Source organism: Nitrospirota bacterium (assembly GCA_016219645.1).
Classification (GTDB): domain Bacteria; phylum Nitrospirota; class Nitrospiria; order Nitrospirales; family Nitrospiraceae; genus Palsa-1315.
In genome coordinates, this window is record JACRLR010000034.1 from 40,504 (window position 1) to 62,823 (window position 22,320).

Genomic DNA, 22,320 nt, shown 5'->3' on the forward strand with positions numbered 1-22,320 from the left:
CCCCCAATGAGAGGAGTGTCAGGAGGACTTTAGTACTCGCTTAGCCGATGCGGGGGTGGGGGCCAGAGGCAGTATCACCGTAAAGGTCGAACCTTCGCCGACCTTGCTCTGGACTTTGAGCTGCCCGCGGTGGGATTCAACAATCCAGGCGCAGATGGCCAATCCAAGGCCTGTGCCCTTCTTCGTATGGGTTCGTGCATTATCGGTGCGGTAAAAGCGATCGAAGATCCGGGACTGCTCTTCTTGCACGATCCCAATCCCGCGATCAGTCACGGTCACCCGTGCCTGAGTCTGCTCTATCGTGAGCGCGACGTCGACGATGCCACTGGGATAAGAATATTTAACCGCGTTATCGAGGAGATTCAAGAATAATTCCCGCAAGCGAAGTTCATCTCCCAATACCACTGCCGGCGCCGTGGTTTTGAGCACAACCTGGATATCCCGTTCATGCCCCAACAGCGAAGCCTGCCGGTGAAGGTCTTCGATGAGTGTGTCCAGCGAGACCGGTAGGCTGTCCATCTTTACCTCGCCCATGTCTGCCCTGGAAAGAAAGAGTAATTCGTCCACGATGCGAGTCATCCGGTCGATCTCTTCCAGATTACTTTCCAGTACGACTTTGTAGTCGTGGGTCTCCCGAGGGCGACGAAGCACAAGCTCAGTTTCTCCCTTCATCACGGTCAATGGAGTGCGCAGTTCGTGCGAAGCGTCGCTGCTGAACTGGCGGATCTGTCGAAAGGACGTTTCGAGACGGTCGATCATGTCGTTAAATGTCTTGGTCAGGCGGCCGATTTCATCTGCCGAGGCAGGGACAGTCAGTCGTTGTGTAAGATCTCCACCGGCAATGCGTTGGGCAGCCAGCGTAATGGCATCGACCGGGCGGAGGGCTCGGCCTGCCATGAACCAGCCGCCGGCCAGCGACACAGCCACCACGATAGGCATGCTGACGAGCAGCACGAGCAGGAGGCGGTTCAGGGTCTCTTCGACGGAATCCATCGACGTGCCGACTTGGATGATATAGAGCAGGCTGCCCCGGAAGATGATGGGAACCGAAATGAGGCGTAATGGCGGTTCCTTGGGGTATCGAGCGAATTCGAGAAGTGTGCGGCCTGACAAGGCGACTTCCAAGGCCTTGGGACTCAGGGGCATCTCATGTTGCTTGACATTCGGCGAACGGATGGTGATGGTGCCGGACGGGCTGAAAATCTGGAAGAACTTATCGATGCGCGCCAGTTCGGGGAACTGTGACATGAGCTCGTCTTCGTTAACGAGAGGGAGAAACCCACGTTCTTCGAGCGATCGAACAGCCGCGACGGCAGTTTCTCGCAGCGATTCATCGACCGCGTCGCGAAGGCTTCGAGCGGTGACAAGATACAGGACCGTTGAAAAGATAATGAGGATGAGCGCGAGGGCTGTGCCGTACCAAAGAGTGAGCCGGACACGAAGCGGCATCAGTCAGCCTTCAGCATATATCCGCTTCCGCGAATGGTGTGAATCAGCTTCTTGGAACGCCCCCGGTCGATCTTGTTGCGGAGATAATTGACATAGACATCAATGACGTTGGTAAATGTGTCGAAGTCCTGGTTCCACACATGTTCCGAAATCATGGGGCGGGTCAACACGCGTCCCGTATGGCGCATAAGATATTCGAGCAGGGCATATTCCTTCAAGGTGAGGTCGATCCGCTGGCCGCCTCTGGTCACTTCGCGTGTGGCCGGGTTTAACGCCAGATCGTCGATCTGGAGCACACCTGGGCTTTCGGTGGCGCCGCGGCGGAGCAAGGCACGGATTCGGGCGAGCAGCTCGTCGATAGCGAACGGCTTGGTGAGGTAATCGTCCGCTCCCGCGTCGAGGCCCTTGACGCGCTGGTCGACTTGCGATTGAGCAGTCAGAATCAGGATCGGGGTTTGGATCCTCGCCTGGCGGACACCCTTCAGAATGTCCAACCCAGGCAAGGACGGCAACATCAAGTCGACAATCAGTAAATCGTAATTGGTGATGAGCGCCATCTGGAGACCCTTTGCACCGTCTTCGCACAGGTCCACGGCGTAGCTCTCCTCCTCAAGCGCACGCTTGATGAAACAGCCGACCTTGGTTTCGTCTTCAATAACCAGAATACGCATGGCAGTCTGCTGAAAAATCCCCCAGCTTCGCTCCCTGCAGCCTCGCTAGAAGGTTTTTTTGATCAGTCGGCAGGGTAGTCATGGCAGCCTATCACTCAGATTGAAAAGTTGGCAACGGAGAATTATACCAAACCTGTCCCTACAATTTGTCTATCTGGTTTGTTTGGTTTGTCTAGTTTTTTGGTTGGACGGAACTAACCAGATGAACCAAATCAACCAGGTAAACAAAACAGACCAGACAAACCAGATAGACCAGTTTTATTTCGGTGGGAATCGCGAGATCGTAACAGGCTCATAGGTCAAGGCCGGTCCCTTTGGGGTCCGTCGAATGAGACTGTGCCTCAACCAACGCTGATCATCGCGGACAGGAAAGTCTGATCGGTAGTGGGCTCCCCGGCTTTCCTGTCTAGCCAGTGCGCTGACGACGATGGTTTCCGCGACGTCAAGAAGAGACTGGAGTTCGAAGGCTTGCACGAGATCAGTGTTGAATACCTGTCCTTTGTCCTGCACCGTGACCGTGGCAGCGCGGTGGGTCAGGGCTGAGAGCGCCGAGATGGCGGTAGACATGGAGTCGTGCGTCCGAACGAGGCCAAGGTGACGGCTCATTGCCTGGCCGAGCTCTTCCCTGATCTGCCAGGCTCGGACCGTTTCCTCCTGTCTCAGCAGACGCTGGACGCGTTGCTGTTCGATTGAGAGGTGGTCTGTTGTGAGTGCCCGTGGCTCGACGGTTCGAGCATACTCTGCGGCTCGAATTCCGGCGCGCCGACCGAACACAATCGTTTCAAGGAGCGAATTGCCTCCGAGCCGATTCGCGCCGTGTACACTGACACAGGCGCATTCACCGGCCGCGTAAAGGCCGGTGATGCCCGTTTCGGTCCATTGATTGGTTCGAACGCCACCCATCATATAGTGCGCACCGGGACGGACAGGAATGGGAGTCTCAACGGGATCAAGGCCGGCAAACTCAATGGCAAGTTCTCTGATCTGGGGGAGCCGCTCAAGGATACGCTGGCGTCCAAGGTGTCGCAGGTCCAGCAACACACACCCGTCGACCCCGCGACCCTCGAGTATTTCCTGCCCGATGGCCAATGAGACTGTGGAACGGGTAGCCAATTCCATCTGCTGCGGGGCATAGGTCTTCATAAATCGTTCGCCTCGCGTATTCAGAAGGTAGCCTCCTTCTCCGCGAGCGCCTTCGGTGATGAGGATACCGGTTCCCTTGAGTGTGGTGGGATGGAACTGGACAAACTCCATGTCTGCCAAGGGGGCGCCGGCACGATAGGCGAGCGCCATGCCGTCACCGGTGTTGATCACGGCATTCGTGCTCGTCAGAAATACCCGCCCGCTGCCTCCGGTGGCCAGGATGACGGCTTTGGCTCCGATCGCATGTAACCCTCCATGGACCAGGTCCCACGCAACCACTCCTCGGCAGGCTCCGTCCTCCATGATCAACGATGTGACGTACCATTCCTCATACACAGCGATGCGCCGTTTGAGCAGCTGTTCGTACATGGCATGGAGGATGGCATGGCCAGTACGATCGGCGGCGTAGCAGGTGCGGGGAAAGCCCGCTCCGCCGAACGGACGTTGCGCGATGCGTCCCTGTTCGTCTCGACTAAAAATAACCCCCAGACGTTCTAATTCGTGAATGTCGTCCGGCGCTTCGCGGCACATGGCTTCGATGGCATCCTGATCGCCGAGATAAAGCCCGCCCTTCGCGGTGTCGAAGGCATGGGCTTCCCAGGAATCGTTCTCTCCCAACGCCGCGTTGATGCCTCCTTGCGCAGCCACAGAGTGGCTGCGAACCGGATGGACCTTGGAGATCACGGCGACGTCGAGATCCGGCGCTGCAGCAATCGCCGCCCTCATCCCTGCCAATCCAGCACCGATGATAAGAATATCGTGTAGTTTCATAGCTCGTACGTCTGAAACGAGGAAAAATACTTCAGCAGGAGATCAAAAAGTTCGTCCGGCAAGGCCGCAGCAAACTGTCGCTTTATAAGGGGTGGGTGGGATGATCCCAGCTGCGCGCGTTGCGCGAGCAAGGGGATCGTCCCAGCTACCCCTTCCCCTCTTTTTCAGCCTCCTGCTTATGGTCTGCACTCTTACGTGACTCGCGGTCCGAAGGCAAGTCCAGAAACTTTTCACGGCTCTTGGAGAATTGGGGTTCTGCGTGGTAGTCTGCGGGCCGCACATGAATCAATCAATCAGTCCAACAGGACTCTCGAACGACGAGAGAGATCCGCAACACCATACGGACACTATGGCCACCCAGGATTTTCTGAGCCCGACCGACACGTTCATCCATCGCCATATCGGCCCTTCCGACGCCGATGCCAGTGAAATGTTGGCTACGCTCGGCATGCAGTCGCTGGAGGAATTGACCGAGGCAACCGTACCCGCCGACATTCGCTTACGGAAGGAATTAGATCTGCCCCGGCACCGAGGGGAACAGGCCGTGCTGCAAGAGATCCGTTCCATAGCAGCGGAAAACAAGGTCTATCGTTCATTGATTGGCATGGGTTACTCCGACTGCGTGACGCCCGGCGTGATCCAGCGTAAGATTTTTGAGAATCCCTCTTGGTATACCCAATATACGCCGTATCAGGCTGAGATTGCCCAGGGCCGATTGGAAGCCCTCGTCAATTTTCAAACTCTGGTGACCGACCTCACCGGCTTGCCATTAGCCAACGCTTCGCTTCTAGATGAAGCGACGGCGGCAGCCGAAGCGATGGCCATGTGCCTCGCCGTCTCCCGTTCATCCGGCCTCGAACGGACAGAGTTCTTCGCGTCCCAAGACTGCCACCCCCAAACCATTGCTGTGATGCAAACGCGAGCTGAGCCCCTCGGGATGACGCTCCGCGTGGGGCGGACGACAACCATCGATTTTTCCAACCCTCGGCTGGCCGGCATCCTGCTGCAGTATCCAGCCACCGACGGCTATGTTGGTGATTACAGTGCGCTGGTTGCGGAGGCCCACGCAGCGGGGATTCTTGTGGTGGTCGCCACCGATCTGCTGGCCTTGACCCTCTTGCGCTCGCCGGGAGAATTTGGGGCCGATATCGCTGTCGGATCCAGCCAACGATTCGGGGTCCCGCTCGGATTCGGGGGGCCCCACGCCGCGTTCCTCTCAGCCGCTGAAACATTCAAACGGCAGATTCCGGGGCGCATCGTCGGAGTATCCAAAGATGGCACGGGGAAAACGGCCTACCGACTCTCGCTACAGACCCGTGAACAACACATACGGCGTGAGAAGGCAACAAGCAACATTTGTACGGCGCAGGTGCTCTTAGCGATCATGGCGAGCATGTATGCGGTCTACCATGGGCCGGAGGGTTTGCGGCGGATTGCCGAGCGCATCCATGGGCTGGCTGTGGTGCTGGCCGAGGGTTTGCGGCAGCTCGGATTCTCGGTCACAGCAGCAGCCTATTTCGACACGATTCTCGTGCACCTGACGAAGATGCAGTCCGAATCCATTCTACTGAGGGCCAACGACAAAGGAATCAATCTTCGCCGGTATGACGACCACTCTATCGGAATCGCGCTGGATGAGGTGAGTACGGAGGACGAAGTCCAACGGCTGATGGAAATCTTTGTCGGACATGATCGTCTTCCATTTGAAGTGAGGGACTTGAGTAAAAAGGTCATCACGAGTTTTCCGTCGAATCTCGTCCGTACGAGCCGGTATCTGACCCATGAGGTGTTCAATCGTTTTCACTCGGAGCATGAAATGCTTCGGTATATCCACCGTCTTGAGGCGAAGGATCTGTCGCTCGTTCACTCGATGATTCCTTTGGGGTCCTGCACCATGAAGTTGAATGCGACGGCCGAGATGCTGCCCGTCACCTGGCCCGAATTCTCACGGCTTCATCCCTTTGCGCCGATCGAACAAACGAAAGGGTATCAAGAGCTGTTTCGTCAACTGGAGGTCTGGCTGGCTGAGATCACCGGACTTTCGGCTGTGTCCTTGCAGCCGAATGCGGGCTCCCAAGGGGAATACACGGGGCTGATGTTGATCCGGGCCTACCACCGGAGCAGGGGTGAAGCGCATCGGGATGTCTGCTTGATTCCCCTGTCGGCGCACGGCACGAATCCAGCCAGCGCTGCGATGGTGGGCATGACGGTCGTCACCGTGGCTTGCGATCGACAGGGCAATGTGGATGTCCAGGATCTTGAAGCCAAGGCCGCTCAACATCGCGATCGGCTGGCGGCGCTCATGTTGACCTATCCCTCGACTCACGGCGTCTTCGAAGCGGATGTGCGGCGCATCTGTCAGATTGTCCACACGCACGGCGGGCAAGTCTATATGGACGGGGCCAACATGAATGCGCAGGTGGGGCTCTGTCGGCCCGGAGATATCGGCGCAGATGTCTGCCATCTGAATTTGCACAAGACATTCTGTATTCCCCATGGCGGGGGAGGACCAGGGATGGGACCGGTCACTGCAGCGAGGCACCTGGCGCCATTTCTTCCCAGCCATCCGGTCACGCATCTGGGCGGACAAGATTCCATCGGGCCTGTGTCGGCGGCACCGTACGGCAGCCCCAGCATCGTGACGATCTCTTGGGTCTACATCGCCCTGATGGGACGGGACGGGTTGACCAAAGCGACACAGATGGCGATCTTAAGCGCCAATTATATGGCCAAACGGCTGGAGAAATACTATCCCATTCTCTACACAGGAACGTCCGGATTCGTCGCCCATGAATTTATTCTTGATCTTCGTCAGTTCAAGGAGACTGCGGGGGTTGAAGCGATGGATGTGGCAAAGCGATTGATGGATTACGGGTTTCACGCTCCGACGGTGTCGTTCCCGGTGGCCGGGACCCTCATGATTGAACCGACGGAGAGCGAATCGAGAGCCGAAATGGACCGGTTCTGCGAAGCGTTGATCATGATTCATGCGGAGATACAGGACATCATCGAGGGGCGCCAGCCCCGCACCAATAATCTGTTGAAGAATGCCCCTCACACGGCACAGGTGGTCACGGCCAGCGAATGGAACCGAGCCTATAGCCGTGAGCAGGCCGCCTTTCCTGCCCCGTGGGTTCGTGACCATAAATTCTGGCCCGCCGTGAGCCGTGTAGACGAAGCCTATGGAGATCGCCATCTCGTCTGTACGTGCCCCCCGACCGACACCTACTCATAGGCTGCTGAAAAAGGCTCTCAACGTCGTTCTCGGCTCGCACACATCCTCAACGTACCCGAGAGGGTACGCCTCCGGTGTGTGCTCCGCCTGCGGCCTAGTTGCGAAACCTTTTTGAGCAGCCTCTGAAGAAGGGAGGCTCACGACAAAATTCCGCTTGCTCAGCCTGTCCACTTTTCTTTCGCCTCTCAACGATCGGTGCCTCCCCATCGCGGACACGCGGGCGGGACACTTAATCACCTTCATTCTTGCCAGTCTCATAAGATAAAGAACCGGCGTTCTCCAGTTCGAGTAGATAGCCAGAAATCTGTCGAGCTGTTTCTTCTGAATTAGCCGAGATGCCTAGCAGGTTGGCAGAGTACCATTCCACTAGACATCCTCGACCCAGCGCCTCTCCAATAACTTCATCTCTAATTGAAGGAGAATTTGAGTCCCCAAACCAGACCCTGAACGTAATGTGACCAGAACACTGCACGACCCTTTTGATGAGATGGTCGAATTGCCCCTCCCGTTGGGTTTCAACTTTGTCTCGAATGGAGAGATCGTGTGCAAAGAATGGTATGCAGCACACCTCAAACTCGCTCTCACTTATCTGTTTGGCCCAAATCTGCTCCCAAAATACTTCCTCTCCCTCGCCGCCACACTTAGCATGGATTAAAAAGTTGGCTTCCCCCTTCAAAAGAGGGTTGAGGTGAACCTTAATATTTTTTTCCATAAGTTAGTCCTCAAGAGGGCAAGAAAGGGGGACGGACTGAGCTACACCCGATTCCGCAGACACTCCTGAAGGTGGACCGGGTTCTGGATGTCAAACGGCTCGGTGTGGCGCACGAGGAGCGGCTGGTCTCTCTTGTTTATCTGGTTTGTCTCGTTTGTTTGGTTGAACGAAACTAACCAAATGAACCAAACAAACCAGATAGACCAGATGGACCAGATGGACCAGACAGACTGGGCTACAGGGCTCCCTCGGGAGTTTGATCCAGTTTATAGAAGTCAATCGGGTCCAATCGGCGCTGAGTCGTCTGGGTTGGCTCACTGCCTTTCACGAAGAGTTCGACGGTACTGGCTTCTCCTTCCTGTCCATCCTCGAGCAATCCCGTTGTCGGATCGACTTTGACGAATGAGATGCCTTCTGGAATGGTAAAGGCCACGATCGGAAGTGGCTTGAGGGCTTTCTGCATAAAATTGATCCAGATAGGTAGCGCAGCGTGGGCCCCCGATTCCGTTTCGCCGAGGGAGCGTCGATCATCGAAACCGACATAGATGCCCGTGACCAGGTTCGGTGCACCACCGATAAACCATGCATTGATAAACTCGTCCGTCGTTCCGGTTTTTCCCGCGATCGGACGACCGATTCCCTTGGCCGCCTGGCCCGTCCCCTTTTGGATCACGTCCTCCATCATGTTCGTAATCAAGTATGCCGTTTCTTTGGAGATCACTTCTTGTGGATGTGGTTCCATCAACTCAAGGACGTTCCCCGCGTTGTCCTTAACAAACTGAATCGCATAGGGCTCCGCACGGACCCCCTGATTGAGCAACACACAATAGGTCGATGTCAGTTCCATCAGCCCAACGGAGGATGAACCGAGGCCCAGCGACAGGTCTGCTGCCAGCGGACTGGTAATCCCGACCGTTTTCGCAAACTCGATGACAGGCTTCACGCCGATCTTATCCAACAATCGAACCGTCGCCAGGTTGTGTGAGTGCGCGAGGGCATCCCGCAAACTCACCATGCCATGGACTTTCCTCCCATAATTCTCCGGCTTCCACGTTTTTTCATCCTGGTCCTGCTCATAGACAACCGGCGCATCGAGGATCACCGACGCGGGGCTCATTCCCTGACTCATAGCTGTCGCATAGATCATCGGCTTGAAGGCGGACCCGGGCTGACGTTTGGCTTGCACGGCCCGATTGTACTCACTCCGGGCGAAATCGTAGCCCCCAACCATCGCCCGAATGGCGCCCTTGCCTGGCTCCAACGTGATCAATCCCCCTTCGACCACAGGAGTCTGTTCAAGCTGGACCTGGACGATACCGCGCTCCAGTTTTTTCACCATGACCTCGATCACGTCACCGGGCTTCAGCACTTGCTTGAGATTCGGATTGACCACGACATCTTTCTTCGTATCCGGCCCTGTGAGACGGCGTTTCGCCCAGGCCATGTCGTCAAAGGCGAGATTCGCAAGCGTCGTGCCGATCTGTATCAGGAATTGGTCTTTCCCGACTTTGGTCACGACCCCCTCGCGATAGTCTCCGACTTTTAGCGCCTGATCAGTCGTCGCTGTGACCATGGGAAGGGTCGGCGCGGTGATATCGACCGTTCGGAGCGGGCCGCGCCAGCCCTGGCGCTTATCCAATTCGCGCAGACCTGCTGCAAAGGCCGCTTCAGCAGCCTTCTGCATCTCCATGTTCAACGTCGTGAATACTTTAAGCCCGCCCTTATAGACCATCGTTTCGCCGTACTTCGCCACCAGCAGCTGACGTATGTATTCGACGAAGTAAGGCGCGGCCTGTTCGACGCCAGGGCGCCGGAAATTGAGTATTTCTGCTGCAGCCTGTTCTCGTGCTGTTGCCGTGATGAATTTCGCCTCCTCCATGCGTGTCAGCACATGTTCCTGTCGTTTTTTCGCGCGGTCGTAGGCCTTGAAAGGCGAGTAATGGTTCGGCGATTTCGGGAGACCGGCGAGAAACGCCGATTCTCCGATCGTGAGGGAGGAGAGGTCTTTCCCGAAATACGATTGAGCGGCAGACGCGACTCCATAGGCGCCCTGTCCGAAGTAAATCTGATTCAAATAGAGTTCGAGGATTTGTTCTTTTGTCAGGACCAATTCCATTTTGTAGGCCAGAATGAGCTCGCGGACTTTGCGGTCAAAGGTGCGTTCGGAGGAAAGGAACAGCGAACGTGCCAACTGTTGAGTAATGGTGCTGGCCCCCTCAACCTTGCCCCCCCGGCGCACATTCGTCCAGGCGGCACGGAGCATGCCGATGTAGTCGAGACCGGGGTGTTCAAAAAACCGGACATCCTCGACCGCCACGACCGCACGTCGCAAGCCTTCCGGAATGTCCGCGACCGGAGTCAGGATGCGGCGTTCAATGAAAAATTGACCGATGAGTTGTTGATCGCTCGAATAGACCTGAGTCACCAGGCTTGGTTGATAGGTCCCTAACTGATCCAAGGCGGGAAGGTCCTTCGAGAGGTACAAGATCACCCCCCCAACTGCCAAGACCCCGATCAAGACGGTCGCCCCCAGGGCAAGGAGCGAGATGTGCCACCAGCGCCAGGGCCGGCGAGGGAGAGGCCGGCGAGGCGGATCCTGAAGCTGTATCGGTCGATCCATCATAGTTACGCGGGGTTACTCGCGAAGGAGGCTTGTTTTCAGGAGAAGAGTACCCCTGTCACCATACAGTGGAGGCTCTCAAAACTCAAGCCGACACAGGTTTACGAGCCACGCGCAGCTATCTACATAGATCGCTTGTACCGGACTTATGCTTCGGGTATACTTCCGTACGGCGCCTGGACTTCCGGGCGTCTTTTTTTTGGGAGCATACAGCAACATTTATGGATCGGACAGCCACATCAGAATCTTCAATGCCTACGCAACTTGAGCCGGGTGAGCGCCGAAGCGATATCCGGAATATTGCAATCATCGCCCACGTCGATCATGGCAAGACGACACTGGTCGATGCCGTGCTCCGACAGACCCATGTCCATCGCAAGATCGACGATATGGGGGAACGGATCATGGACTCGATGGACCAGGAACGTGAGCGCGGGATCACCATACGGGCCAAAAACGCCAGCGTGATCTACAAGGGCGTCAAGATCAATATCGTCGATACGCCGGGGCATGCCGACTTCGGCGGGGAAGTCGAACGCACCCTTCGCATGGTGGATGGTGTCCTCATCTTGATCGATGCGAAAGAAGGCCCCATGCCGCAAACAACCTTCGTGTTGCGGAAGGCCCTGGCACTCGGCCACAAGGCCATCGTGGTCATCAACAAGATCGATCGTCCTGACGCGGTGATCGATGACGTGGTCAATCGGACCTTCGACTTGTTCGTCCATCTCGGTGCGACAGACGAGCAGCTCGATTTCCCGATTGTCTACACGGCGGCGATCAAGGGTACCGCGACGCTCGATATCAATAAGCCTGGTACGGACATTACCCCGCTCCTCGACACAGTTCTGGAAAAAATTCCCGCACCGGCCATCAATGCCGATGCGCCCCTCCAGATCCTGGTGCTCTCTCTCATTCAAGATCTCTACAAAGGCAAGATGGGCGTGGGGAAGATCCAATCCGGTTCGATCGCCCGCCGACAGAACGTGCTGGTGCTGGGAAAAGACGGCGCACAGTTCCCCGGAAAAGTCTCGGACCTCGCAGTCTACTCCGGCCTCGAACGGACGGACATGGAACAGGCCGAGGCAGGAGAAATCGTCGCGGTGGCCGGCTTAGAGGAAGTGAGTATCGGCGATACGATTGCCGATGCGGAACATCCAGTCGCACTTCCCCGAGTCACCATTGACGAACCGACTGTCCAAATGACCTTTTCTGTGAACAACAGCCCCTTCGCAGGACGGGAGGGTAAGTATCTCACCTCGAGGCATTTGCGCGATCGGCTCTTCAAAGAACTCGAGACCAACGTGTCGTTGCGGGTGCAGGAAACGGACAGCGCGGATAAGTTCCTCGTGGCCGGCCGCGGGGAGTTGCATCTTGGTGTCCTGATCGAGCAAATGCGGCGGGAAGGGTACGAGCTGCAGGTCTCCCAACCGGAAGTCATCGTCCACCGCGATGGAGACAAGGTCCTCGAACCCTATGAAGAGCTCACCATTCAGGTCCCGGAAACCTATCAAGGCGCCGTGATCGAAGAGCTCGGCAAGCGCCGCGGCGAGTTGCGCCACATGAAACTCATCCATTCCGACGCAGGACCGAGCGAAATGCATCTGGAGTACCATATCCCCACCCGCGGCATCATGGGGCTCAAGAACCTCTTGGTCACGAAGACCCGCGGTACCATCATCATGCACCACGTCTTCGTCGAGTATGGACCGGTGGAGGAGCGTGAACTCACAGTGGCGACCCATGGGTCCCTCGTCGCGCACGAAGACGGAGTCAGTACCGGCTATGCCATCTTTATGACCCAGGAACGGGGCACCATGTTTATCGGCCCTGTCGTGGATGTCTATCGCGGAATGGTCGTCGGTGAGAACAGCCGGGACGAAGACATGGACGTCAATGTGTGTAAAGAAAAGCACCTGTCCAATATGCGGGCGTCAGGTAGCGATGAGGCGTTGGTCCTTACCCCGCCGCGGGAGATGGGCTTGGAGTTCGCACTCGAATATATCGGTCCGGATGAATTGGTTGAGGTCACTCCGAAGAGTCTCCGTATCCGCAAGCGGCTCCTCAACCCTGACGACCGCCGTAAGGCCCGCAAAGCTGGAAAATAATCGTAAGGGGTGAGGCGTAAGGCGAAGAAGGAGACCTGACGCCTGACGTTTTACGCCTGACGAGATACATGAGAATCAGGAAGAAAACCCCCAAGCCTTCAGCCAAACGGCCCCCCCTCTATTTCGTGGGCTATCGGGGAACTGTGCCGGCGCTGGAAGAACTCAAGGCCTGGTACGATCTTGAATACGGCGGTCCGTTGACTCTGCGGGCCGACGAACAGGCAACAGAATCCTGGTCCGCGGTCCATGGGCCCTGGACCGCTCATATCGTCATCCCGCTCCCTCCAACCCATATCGAAGGGCTGAAGGAAAAACTTGCCTGGGAACATGAACATGTTGGGGCCGTTGCGCCATCCCTCATGCCTCCGCGCGATATGCCGGACACCATTTTATTTGCGGCCCGGCTCGCGCGGGGGCTTACACTCCTTACGCAAGGGACGGCCTATGACATCACCACCGATCAGTACGTCAATCCATCGGATTGGCAGGATCGCCCCCTCACCCTCTTCAACGTGAGCGATCACATTCCGGTCCTGCAGGCTGAGGATGAACAAGGCCATCGGAACTGGTGCTATACGCTCGGCCTGAGCAAGTTCGGCGTGGATGAACTCGAAATGTTTCTTGCCCCTGGCCTCCCGGACCAGCCTATCCGTGATCTCCTCAGAGAAACGGCGGATGAATTGACCAGGATCGGACAGTCGCCGAAAGTCGGAAGTCATATTCGTATCGCCTCTTCGGGTCAGAGCATTGCGATCGCCAACCACCGCACCGCCGCGCCGGCCGGCCGTATGCTGAGCTTTCGGGAAATTCGACCGTTACCGGCTGGTTGATCTGGTTTGTTTTGTTTATCTGGTTGATTTGGTTCATCTAATTAGTTTCGTTCAACCAAAAAACCAAACAAACCAGAGCAACCTGCTGGTTTCCACGTTTCACGGGTCCTTCTAGGCCTTCAGGACCGTTGACAAGCTTTCAAGCCGCACGGTAAAAAATACGGGCGAGATTATGTCAGGGGCCGGACTAAACTCAATGAAGGAGGCGTACAGATGAGCGACGTAGCACCGGAAATCAAGGTAGGCGATACCGCACCGGATTTTAACTTAAAAGACCAGGACCAGCAGGACGTGAAGCTGAGCGACTATCGTGGCAAGAAAAATGTCGTCCTCTGTTTCTATCCGCTGGACTGGAGCCCGGTCTGCCAAGGCGAGAACAAGTGTTTGACCGACGACTTCCCCAAGTTCCAATCGGCCAATGCAGAACTGTTCGGCATCAGCTGCGACAGCTTCTTTTCCCACAAGGCCTGGGCTGACTCCATGGACCTCAAGCATCGGCTGCTGTCGGACGTCCATCGGACCACCGCAAAGGGCTACGGTCTCTATTTTGAGCCGTTGAACTGCTCGAAGCGCGCGACTGTCATCGTGGACAAGAACGGCAAGGTCGCCTATGCGAAGGTGCAGGAAATCAAGGTAGCGCGGGAGGATAAGGACATCCTTGCAGCTCTCGCCAAGCTTAGCTGATTAGTGCTGAGGACTGAGTGCTGAGACCGATCTCTTGGCTCACTCAGCACTCAGAACTCAGCACTTAACCCTTTTAATCATGTCTGGCACCGTCGAAGACGTCAGAGACGAAAACTACAAGGAATTTACCGAGGCACCCGCCTCGATCGTCGCCTATGGGTTAGCGACCTGTGAGCCCTGCAAGACCTACGACCCGATCCTGGAACAGATCGCCGTCACATTTCCAGACGTGAAGGTCGGCAAGGCCAAGATGCACGTGCCGGGCCGTTGCCGTGAGATCAAGAAGAGCCACACTTTCGAGACCTACCCCACCACGCACTTCTTTTCCAATGGCAAGCTGCTCCTGACCCGTGAAGGAGTGGTGGAGCCGGACGAACTCGCCGCCCTGATTTCAGATCACCTGCTGAAATAGAAAAGAAGGGGATGGAGCCTGATGATCTTCTGTGCTCGCGCAACGCGCTCGGGCTTGTCTGTCTGGTTGGCCGGTCTTTCTGGTCTATCTGGTTCTTCCGGATGAATTTCCAGTGTGATTAACAAGACAAACCAGATAGACGAGATAGACCAGATGAACCAGCATTCGCTGGATGCGCGCAGTGGAAGATCAATCAGCCCCCATCCCTGAAGAGATAACGAGCAAGCTTGGAGGGCAATTTTCAGGTTACTTGCACATGCGAGTGAATTTTCCGGAGGGACGGCGATCCCCCCGAGCCCGTGAGGGTCACTCCGGAGGCAGGAAACTATTTCGTCAATCGCGTCTTCGAGCAGTGTTCGTGCTGAATCAGCCAGGTGGAGCCCTCTTTGCGGAGGAGGGTGGTGCATTGCCCGGCGTCCTGTGCTTCGAGTTCGCCTTTCCTGATCGCTTGAAACACATAGTCGTAGGTCGCCCAAGCAGTGGGGCCTGGGATCCGAACTTGTAGGTTTGACACGGAGCTGATAAAGCGCAGGCTGCTTCCGTTCTTGAGCTCAGCTTCATAGTCCGACAGCCACTTCTCGATGGACTCCCTCGTCTCCGTCTCGCCATCCTGAATACCGACATAGTCCTTGGTATAGAGTTTCAACACGGCATGCTTATCTCTGGATTCGGAAAAGGTTGAGGCTGCCATGGCGGCTTCCTTGATGGTCTTCTGGATCGCGTCCCCTTCCTCGACAGCCCAGGCCACCGGCGTCCATAGGAAGCACGACATCAGCAGCGCAGAGATCAGACCTGTATGCATAGAGCGATGGGGACTGCCACCCTTCTGCTTGGTGGCTGTCCCCGTTCCATCTGTTTATTTGGTTTGTTGTGTTTGTGTAGTTCTGAGAACCAAAGAAACCAAACAAACCGGTTAACCAGAGAAACCAAACGGATCCTGCTAGCCTGCGTATTCGAAAGACAAATCCCGGGACTGAACGAGACGGACATTCGATAGTCTTCCCGATGGGAGAGAAGAGACCAGTTGTGTCCAGATATATTCGGCTAGCTGCTCACCGGTCACAGACTGAGTCCCGAGGGCCTCACGAAGGTCGTGCCGGTCGAACCGCTGCACCACCCTTTCCTGGACCAACCGGTTGAGGGCACCGATATCCGTCACCATACCGGTGACGGGGTCGATAGTGCCATGGACTGTGATGAAGCAATCCCACTCAGGGCCTGGCCTGCCGTCCTGTACTGCCGTGAAGGAGTAGCGGCGCGTGACACTGGCGACGTCGAGTCCTGCTGCGGCCGTCACGTCTGCGTAGAGATCTTCATCCTCATACAACCTGATCGCATGGAGGGTCCCGATGGCTTCTTGCTGATCCAGCTTGGCCCAGAGCACCAGCGCAAGGTTTTCGGATGTCGGGATCCGGTCCTTGAAATAGGGCATGTCGAGATTCAAATTCTTATGGTCGAATTCTTCAAGCACATGGAGCAGGATACGCTTCAAATCGAAGAGATTCACGACCATGCCGGTCTGTGGATCCACCTCGCCGGTGACGGTCACTTCGATCAGGTAGTTATGCCCATGTGCCGGCGGGTTGTAGCAGAGACCGAACACGGAACGGTTTTTCGCCTCATCCCATTCAGGTTTGATGTAACGATGGGCCGCCGCAAACTCGATACGTTTTGTCAAAAGGACGGTAGACATATGAACCCAATGTTTAATTTTGAATGTTCAATGTCGAATTCCGATCAGAGAATCTCCCGTCAATTCACCATTCAACACTAAACATTCAACATGACCTCGGCGCTTACGCGCCGAGGTCAGAGAGCCACTCTTCGCGCATGCTCCCGGGAACAGATGCCTCTGCATGGTAGGCGTGATGATGCACCGTCAGCATAACCGGTTGACGCAAGTCGGCGAACGACGCGGTCATCGACGCAGTCGGCCGGAACCTGACGAAATGGACTGCGCTGATTTTTGTTTCATGGCTGTGGCCGCCTTCGAACTGTCCGAAGACCTGTTCGGACTCGGCGCGGATCGCGACGGTTTCTCCGTGGTCGAGTCCCATGAACATGTCGAGCCATTCTTTCATCCGGTCCTGTTCCGTGATCTCGATCAGCAGGGTGGCGCTCAACTCACCGGATCCCGGCATGAGGGCATTATAGACATCCAACTCTTCCTGGACCTTGCGGGGATCGATAATGTGCTCGACCCGGATCATTTCCTGCGTCTGAAACCGCAACGTCTCGCGATTTTCGAAGATGAGCGTGACGAGCGGCCCGACGGAAATCCGCCGCCGCTGCTTCAGTGCGATGATCTGCGAGCGGAGCCCCTCCCGCTGGCGCTCATAGTCAGCCATAGACAACAGATCAGCTTGGACAAGTTGTTTCATCGTCTTTCTTTCGCTTCACGAACGGCGCTTCTTGCGTTTTACGTCTAACGTTTCACGAATAACGCCTCACGCCTTACCCCTCACGCCTAGCATCCTGCCGTTCATGACTGCAACCCATACGCATCGCGCACGATTTGAATCGGATGTTTCGTCGGCCTGCCGCCGGCATGGGCCATAGCGCCGGCTTGGTCCAGCTGCAATCCCGCCAGAGGACAATCGGAGGCGACAAGATCCGCCGGAGCCTGTTCAATCACCCGAACGGCCTTCTGCGCGATCAGCATCGAGAGGGGGAAGAATTCCGTCTTGGCGGACCATGAACCATCGTGGCCCGAACACTTTTCAATCACTTCGACCTGTGCGCCGGCGCACTCCATCAGTTCCTTGGATTTGAATCCGATGTTCTGATCCCGCAGATGGCAGGGCACCTGATAGGCCACTCGTCCCGGGTTTCGCTGAAAGTCAGTGGCCAGGGCGCCCTCCCGCTTCAGTTTCATCAGATATTCCGACACATCGAATGTTCGTTCCGCCACGCGCCGTGCATCAAGGCCGCCGACGATCTCCGGGTATTCCCGCTTCCACATCAAGCTACAACTGGGCACCGGCACGACAATCTCATACCCTTTCTCCACCCACGGCAAAAATGACGCGATGTTCGCCGAGGCAGCCTGCTGAATTGCTGCCGTATCGCCGGTGTCGAACGAGGGCATGCCGCAACAACGTTGTTCGGGAATCACGACGTGCACGCCGTTCTTTTCAAGGACTTGCACCGTCGCTTTGCCGATATCGGTCGCTTGATAGTTGATCAAGCAGCTTCCAAACAGCGCGACCTTCCGCTGTGCGGAAGCAGGAACCTGTGCTGCCCCTCGGCGCTCCCACCACTGGGTAAACCGCTCTGGAGAGAAGTGCAGGACCTGCCGATCCCGGTGGAGGCCGCCCCACGATTCCATCAGCCCGCGAAGGAACCGATTGCCCATCGCCCAATTCGCGACCGACGCGACCAGAGTCCCCAGCGTACCAAGCAGATCTGTTTTGATCAGCCACCGATCACGCCAGCCCACCCCGCGCGTTGCGGCCAGGTGCTTTTTCCAGGCGATCATCAAGCGGGGAAAATCGAGAGCATATTGATGCGGAGGCGTATAGGGGCAGTGGTTGTAGCAAAGTTTACAATAGTAGCATTCATCGACCACCCGATGATGATCGGCTGGCGTGAGTTTGGCGACGTCGCCCTCATACCGGTCGATGCCGTCGAGCAACGTGTTGAATGACGGGCAGAGATTGAAGCAGCGACGGCAGCCATCGCAGACGTCATAGATACGTTGCGTCTCTTTCTGGAGCCGTGCGGGATCGATGGAGGTCATGAGGTTCAGACCGTTCACGATTGCTATTCTCTCCTGTGACGTCCCACGAATACAAGCGCGCAAAGCACGAAGGGTGAGCCGGGATATCCCGGCTCACCCTTCGTAATGTCAGATGAAAATCAGCCCTATGACTGTTTCAGACTGTCGAGCCCCTTCGTGAAGCGATTCGCATGGGACCGTTCCGCCTTGGCGAGTGTCTCGAACCATTCGGCGAGTTCAGGAAAGCCCTCATCCCGTGCCGTTTTGGCCATGCCGGGGTACATCTGCGTGTACTCGTAGGTTTCGCCTTCGATGGCGGACTTCAGATTGGCCTCGGTATTGCCGATCGCGATCCCGGTTGCCGGATCCCCGACTTCCTTCAAGAAATCCAGGTGGCCGAAGGCGTGGCCTGTTTCTGCTTCGGACGTATCCCGGAACAAGCCGCCGATATCAGGAAACCCCTCGATATCAGCCCGCCGGGCGAAATAGAGATAGCGCCGATTGGCCTGGGACTCCCCGGCAAATGCTCCCTTGAGATTGTCGTGGCTCTTGGTCCCTTTCAAACTGTTCCCCATGGTGTCCTCCTCCCTATACGTAGAAATTTCGCCGTCACCGCCGCCGCGATCTTATCACTAAGCCCCCGGTGATTAACAGAGTCATCCTCGTAGATCAATGGGTCACGTCCGTTCGTCATCCGACCGGCCTATACAGTGGCAATTCCGATTCCATCTCGGCCAAGGGCTTGTAGGTACGGTCCTTGGCAGACAAGATGGGTGTTGCAACCGGCCAGGGAATCGCGAGAGCCGGATCGTTCCAGATAATGCCCCGCTCGGCGCCCGGCGCATAGTAGTCGGTGCATTTATACAGGAACGAAGCGCGGTCGCTGGTCACGCAGAATCCATGGGCACAACCGGGCGGTACATAGACCTGGTGCCGATTTTCAGCCGAGAGCTCTGCTCCGTACCAGCGGCCAAAACTCGGCGATCCCTTTCGGATATCCACCACGACATCATAGACCGCTCCGTCAGTCACCATCACGAGCTTCCCCTGGGCGTGCGGCTCTTGATAGTGGAGCCCGCGCAACGTGCCCCTCATTGACTGTGAATAGTTATCCTGAACGAAGGTGTCCGGAACACCGGCGTCTTCGTAGCGGCGTGCATGGTAGGTCTCGAGAAAGAGGCCCCGTGGATCGCGGAAGACGTCCGGCTCGATCAGCAAGAGGCCTGGGATTGTGGTTGTCGTGACCTGCACAATGCGTCTCCTCTTCTTTGTCGCTCATCCCGCCGGCTTTTCGGGATCGACGATCTCGGGAGGATCGGGGTACAATTGCCCAAGCCGATCGATCAAGGGCTTCGCAGCCGGCGTGCTCTCGTGGGTCGGGTCACTCACGGGATGGTCCCAGATGAGCGTCTGAATGCCTGCGTCCGTCAGCAACGAGCGGATCGTGGACAGGCAGGCTTCCAGCGTCAATTCCGTGCCCTCGCGAAGATCGAGCACCCGTGCGTTGGGATCGGTCGGTGGCGCCTCTGTATGGATCAGCGCCCAACAGCGATCGAAAATCGTGGTTCGGAGTTCCGACGGGACATTGAGTGTCCTGAGATCAGCGGTGCAGAGGGCCGATACGAACAGGACGAATTGCAAATCCGGCATTCCGGGATTCTGGATATCCAGTGACGGCATGGCCCAGCATTATCGATAGCGGCCGGCATGGAGTCAACGGGCCGAGCGCTCTCAACCTTAACCTTGACCTCAACCTGCCTTCTGTGATGAGGAGCGTCCGATCATGGTGACGATTTCTTTAATGGGTCAGCTGCAAACCGTCGATGGTGAACGCGACCTTGCCTGTGAAGTTCCTTCCCCCATGTCCGTCCGTCAGGTGATTCAACGGCAGGGGATTCAGCTTCGCCATCTCCTCCAACTCATTCGCGAGAAGAAAGTGCTGGTGACAGTGAATAAGAAGATCGCCAGTGAGGACTCACTGGTTCAGAACGGCGACGCGATCAGGCTGGTGGGGCACGACGGCATGGGGGGAACGGGGCTTGGTCCCTCACTGTAATGGCGCCGCAAAATAGAAGGCCGGCGCCCTTTTCAGGGAGCCGGCCCTCTGGTACTTCATGCCGAACGATCTTCAGCTACTTCTTTCCGAGGATCGCATCCTTTGCGGCTTTGGCCACGCGGAACTTGACCACGCGCTTGGCCGGGATCTTGATGGCCTCGCCGGTCTGTGGGTTCCGGCCCATGCGAGCCTTGCGGTTCGCCAAGACGAGCTTCCCGATTCCAGGGATCACAAACACGTTCTTCGCCTCCTTGTAGGCCAAGGCAGCAAAGTCGTCCATGAGCTGGACGGAAGCTTTCTTGGTTAACCCGGTCTTCTGGGCCAGGTAATCGGCGATTTGCGACTTGGTCATTGACTTAGCCATACGAGCAACCTCCTTAAAAGAACAAAGATGGTGAAGTGTAGTGAACTCGCCCCGCTTGACTCCGCTCAGACTCGATGAATGTTCATGAACGAATAGTCGTATCGCTGGAAGCGGCGAAAACCAGCGGGAGTCTATCCAAGCGCTCACAGGCTGTCAACCAGAAAAACACAGACCTGCTGTAGGGAATAGCCTTCACCGGCGTCTTGCAGTTTCGGGGCCAGCCGGCGTAGAGTACAGGCCGCTTCCATTTTTATGCCGCACGGTTGACAGACTCCGGAGTGTGAGCATGGCAAAAGAACTACCGATCGTGCCATCGACTGCTCAGCCGGCCGATGCAGCGAAAACAGAAGAATACCAGTACTCTCGCGTATTTTGTCAGAAGGAAAACTCGCCCCCGCTCCGTTTGCTTGTGGAGTTTCTCAAGTCACATGGGCAAACCCCGATTACTCCGCCGGACATGGACGACAGCATGTTGGATGAATGGGCATGGGTCCAGGTGACGCTCGGGTATGATCGGAACAGAAAACCGATTCAAGTGTTCTGTGTCAGGGATCGAGGCAGCTACCAGGATGTGTTCGACACAGAGAAGAAACTGTTTTTGGACATCCTCTCCGCCCATGACGATATTGAAGCAGGACTTGTGCGAGGGCATATCGAGCGCTCGAGGTTTATACTCACCACTCGGTTTCCTCAGGATGGGTTGACCGATGAAGGCTACGATTTCAACGGGTGGATTCTGGAGTTCTACCAAGACCAGTGCAACGGAATCGTCCAGATCGATGACCAGGGCTTCTATTCACCCCAAGGCCATCTCATCGTCGATCTTTCCTTCAAGGGGGAATGAGCCCCCGTGTCCGACAGGCTCCCAGATCCCACTCCACCCGACCTTGCCCCTCTTTATAGGAATACCGATCATTGGTTTCAGCGGGCATCTGCCTCCCTGCTCGGTGAAGTTCCCTGCCGGCTCGGTTGTACCAGTTGTTGCATCGGTCCCTTTCCGATCACGCTCCTCGACATCCAGACTCTCCAACAGGGGCTGGACGTCTTGCCACCGGATCACCGCCAACGAATCGTCCAGCGTGCCTCCGAGCAGACCGCTGCCATGGAGGCCGCGTTCCCACAACTCACCCACACCACTTTTCTCGATACATGGTCCGATCAGGAGATCGACCGGTTAGTCACGGAATTTCACAATCGCCCCTGCCCAGCCCTGGAAGCAGATGGCCGCTGTGGCCTCTACGACTACCGCCCCCTCGTCTGCCGATCGATGGGTATCCCGACAGAAGATCGTGGTCTGACCCATGGCGCCTGCGAAGTCCAAACCTGTATCCCGATCCTGCGGCTTCCCACCGCACTCCGACAAGAAGAAGATCGCTTAGCGCAGGAAGAAGCCGCTTCCCTCAACGAGATCCATCGAGCCACAGAATCATCTACCGGCGACGAGGTGTTCCTACCCTACGGGTTCATACCGGGCGAGACTCGCGAGACATGCGAGAAAAGCGGGATGGGTGAGGAAGTCTGAGGACTGAAGGTTAAGGGTAGAGGTT

The 22,320-nt window shown here is 56.6% G+C and carries 21 protein-coding genes; 8 read left to right on the forward strand and 13 right to left on the reverse strand.

The annotated features are described in order from the left end of the window. Positions 1–18 precede the first annotated feature (18 nt). The 3 genes from HZB34_12635 to HZB34_12645 all read right to left on the reverse strand — a co-directional run bounded on the left by HZB34_12635 (position 19) and on the right by HZB34_12645 (position 4,034). On the reverse strand, positions 19–1,449 hold the full coding sequence (locus tag HZB34_12635) for a HAMP domain-containing protein (protein MBI5316808.1): 1,431 nt from the start codon (positions 1,447–1,449) through the stop codon (positions 19–21). Continuing rightward, a complete protein-coding gene (locus HZB34_12640; GenBank protein MBI5316809.1) occupies positions 1,449–2,120 on the reverse strand; it encodes a response regulator transcription factor in 672 nt (223 codons plus the stop codon). Before HZB34_12640 ends, HZB34_12635 begins: the two co-directional genes overlap by 1 nt. 258 nt (positions 2,121–2,378) lie before the next feature. Then, positions 2,379–4,034 carry an FAD-binding protein gene (locus HZB34_12645; GenBank protein MBI5316810.1) on the reverse strand — a complete coding sequence of 552 codons (1,656 nt, stop codon included), beginning with the start codon at positions 4,032–4,034 and terminating at the stop codon, positions 2,379–2,381. 280 nt (positions 4,035–4,314) lie between these two features. Between HZB34_12645 and gcvP the strand changes: the two genes are divergently transcribed. Beyond that, entirely contained in the window at positions 4,315–7,269 is a 2,955-nt protein-coding gene (gene gcvP, locus HZB34_12650) for an aminomethyl-transferring glycine dehydrogenase (GenBank protein ID MBI5316811.1), read from the forward strand. Between the two features lie 229 nt (positions 7,270–7,498). On the opposite strand, the gene HZB34_12655 is transcribed toward gcvP, so the two are convergent. Beyond that, positions 7,499–7,981: a DUF4265 domain-containing protein gene (locus HZB34_12655; GenBank protein MBI5316812.1), complete on the reverse strand. Its 483-nt coding sequence runs from the start codon at positions 7,979–7,981 to the stop codon at positions 7,499–7,501. Between the two features lie 235 nt (positions 7,982–8,216). Further along, positions 8,217–10,604 (reverse strand): PBP1A family penicillin-binding protein, encoded by a 2,388-nt coding sequence (locus HZB34_12660; protein ID MBI5316813.1) that lies wholly within the window; start codon positions 10,602–10,604, stop codon positions 8,217–8,219. A gap of 248 nt (positions 10,605–10,852) precedes the next feature. Here HZB34_12660 and typA point away from each other — a divergent pair, with 248 nt between their 5' ends. The 4 genes from typA (at position 10,853) to HZB34_12680 (ending at position 14,635) form a co-directional block, all read left to right on the forward strand. Continuing rightward, positions 10,853–12,709 carry a translational GTPase TypA gene (gene typA, locus HZB34_12665; GenBank protein ID MBI5316814.1) on the forward strand — a complete coding sequence of 619 codons (1,857 nt, stop codon included), beginning with the start codon at positions 10,853–10,855 and terminating at the stop codon, positions 12,707–12,709. A 68-nt stretch (positions 12,710–12,777) separates the two neighbouring features. Next, complete coding sequence (locus HZB34_12670; GenBank protein ID MBI5316815.1) at positions 12,778–13,539, forward strand: hypothetical protein; 762 nt, start codon at positions 12,778–12,780, stop codon at positions 13,537–13,539. A gap of 213 nt (positions 13,540–13,752) precedes the next feature. Next, positions 13,753–14,223, forward strand: a complete 471-nt coding sequence (locus HZB34_12675) for a peroxiredoxin (GenBank protein ID MBI5316816.1) — start codon at positions 13,753–13,755, stop codon at positions 14,221–14,223. A gap of 79 nt (positions 14,224–14,302) precedes the next feature. Further along, positions 14,303–14,635 carry a thioredoxin family protein gene (locus tag HZB34_12680; GenBank protein MBI5316817.1) on the forward strand — a complete coding sequence of 111 codons (333 nt, stop codon included), beginning with the start codon at positions 14,303–14,305 and terminating at the stop codon, positions 14,633–14,635. 325 nt (positions 14,636–14,960) lie between these two features. Here HZB34_12680 and HZB34_12685 read toward each other — a convergent pair whose 3' ends face one another. From HZB34_12685 to HZB34_12715, 7 genes are all read right to left on the reverse strand, one after another. After that, positions 14,961–15,383: a nuclear transport factor 2 family protein gene (locus HZB34_12685; protein ID MBI5316818.1), complete on the reverse strand. Its 423-nt coding sequence runs from the start codon at positions 15,381–15,383 to the stop codon at positions 14,961–14,963. Positions 15,384–15,575: 192 nt separating this feature from the next. Further along, on the reverse strand, positions 15,576–16,328 hold the full coding sequence (locus tag HZB34_12690; protein MBI5316819.1) for a 6-carboxytetrahydropterin synthase: 753 nt from the start codon (positions 16,326–16,328) through the stop codon (positions 15,576–15,578). Between the two features lie 103 nt (positions 16,329–16,431). Beyond that, positions 16,432–17,016, reverse strand: coding sequence for a DUF3501 family protein (locus HZB34_12695; GenBank protein ID MBI5316820.1), 585 nt, complete (start codon positions 17,014–17,016; stop codon positions 16,432–16,434). A gap of 101 nt (positions 17,017–17,117) precedes the next feature. Beyond that, a complete protein-coding gene (locus HZB34_12700; GenBank protein MBI5316821.1) occupies positions 17,118–18,392 on the reverse strand; it encodes a 4Fe-4S dicluster domain-containing protein in 1,275 nt (424 codons plus the stop codon). Positions 18,393–18,499: 107 nt separating this feature from the next. Then, positions 18,500–18,928 (reverse strand): rubrerythrin, encoded by a 429-nt coding sequence (locus tag HZB34_12705; protein ID MBI5316822.1) that lies wholly within the window; start codon positions 18,926–18,928, stop codon positions 18,500–18,502. Between the two features lie 115 nt (positions 18,929–19,043). Then, positions 19,044–19,604 carry a dTDP-4-dehydrorhamnose 3,5-epimerase gene (gene rfbC / locus HZB34_12710; GenBank protein MBI5316823.1) on the reverse strand — a complete coding sequence of 187 codons (561 nt, stop codon included), beginning with the start codon at positions 19,602–19,604 and terminating at the stop codon, positions 19,044–19,046. A 24-nt stretch (positions 19,605–19,628) separates the two neighbouring features. Further along, positions 19,629–20,033 (reverse strand): hypothetical protein, encoded by a 405-nt coding sequence (locus HZB34_12715; protein MBI5316824.1) that lies wholly within the window; start codon positions 20,031–20,033, stop codon positions 19,629–19,631. Positions 20,034–20,136: 103 nt separating this feature from the next. On the opposite strand from HZB34_12715, the gene HZB34_12720 reads away from it, so the two are divergent. Next, positions 20,137–20,409 (forward strand): MoaD/ThiS family protein, encoded by a 273-nt coding sequence (locus HZB34_12720; GenBank protein ID MBI5316825.1) that lies wholly within the window; start codon positions 20,137–20,139, stop codon positions 20,407–20,409. A gap of 76 nt (positions 20,410–20,485) precedes the next feature. Here HZB34_12720 and HZB34_12725 read toward each other — a convergent pair whose 3' ends face one another. After that, complete coding sequence (locus HZB34_12725; protein ID MBI5316826.1) at positions 20,486–20,773, reverse strand: HU family DNA-binding protein; 288 nt, start codon at positions 20,771–20,773, stop codon at positions 20,486–20,488. A 286-nt stretch (positions 20,774–21,059) separates the two neighbouring features. Here HZB34_12725 and HZB34_12730 point away from each other — a divergent pair, with 286 nt between their 5' ends. Both HZB34_12730 and HZB34_12735 read left to right on the forward strand, forming a co-directional pair. Then, a complete protein-coding gene (locus HZB34_12730; GenBank protein ID MBI5316827.1) occupies positions 21,060–21,617 on the forward strand; it encodes a hypothetical protein in 558 nt (185 codons plus the stop codon). 6 nt (positions 21,618–21,623) lie between these two features. Further along, a complete protein-coding gene (locus HZB34_12735; GenBank protein ID MBI5316828.1) occupies positions 21,624–22,295 on the forward strand; it encodes a YkgJ family cysteine cluster protein in 672 nt (223 codons plus the stop codon). Positions 22,296–22,320 lie beyond the last annotated feature (25 nt).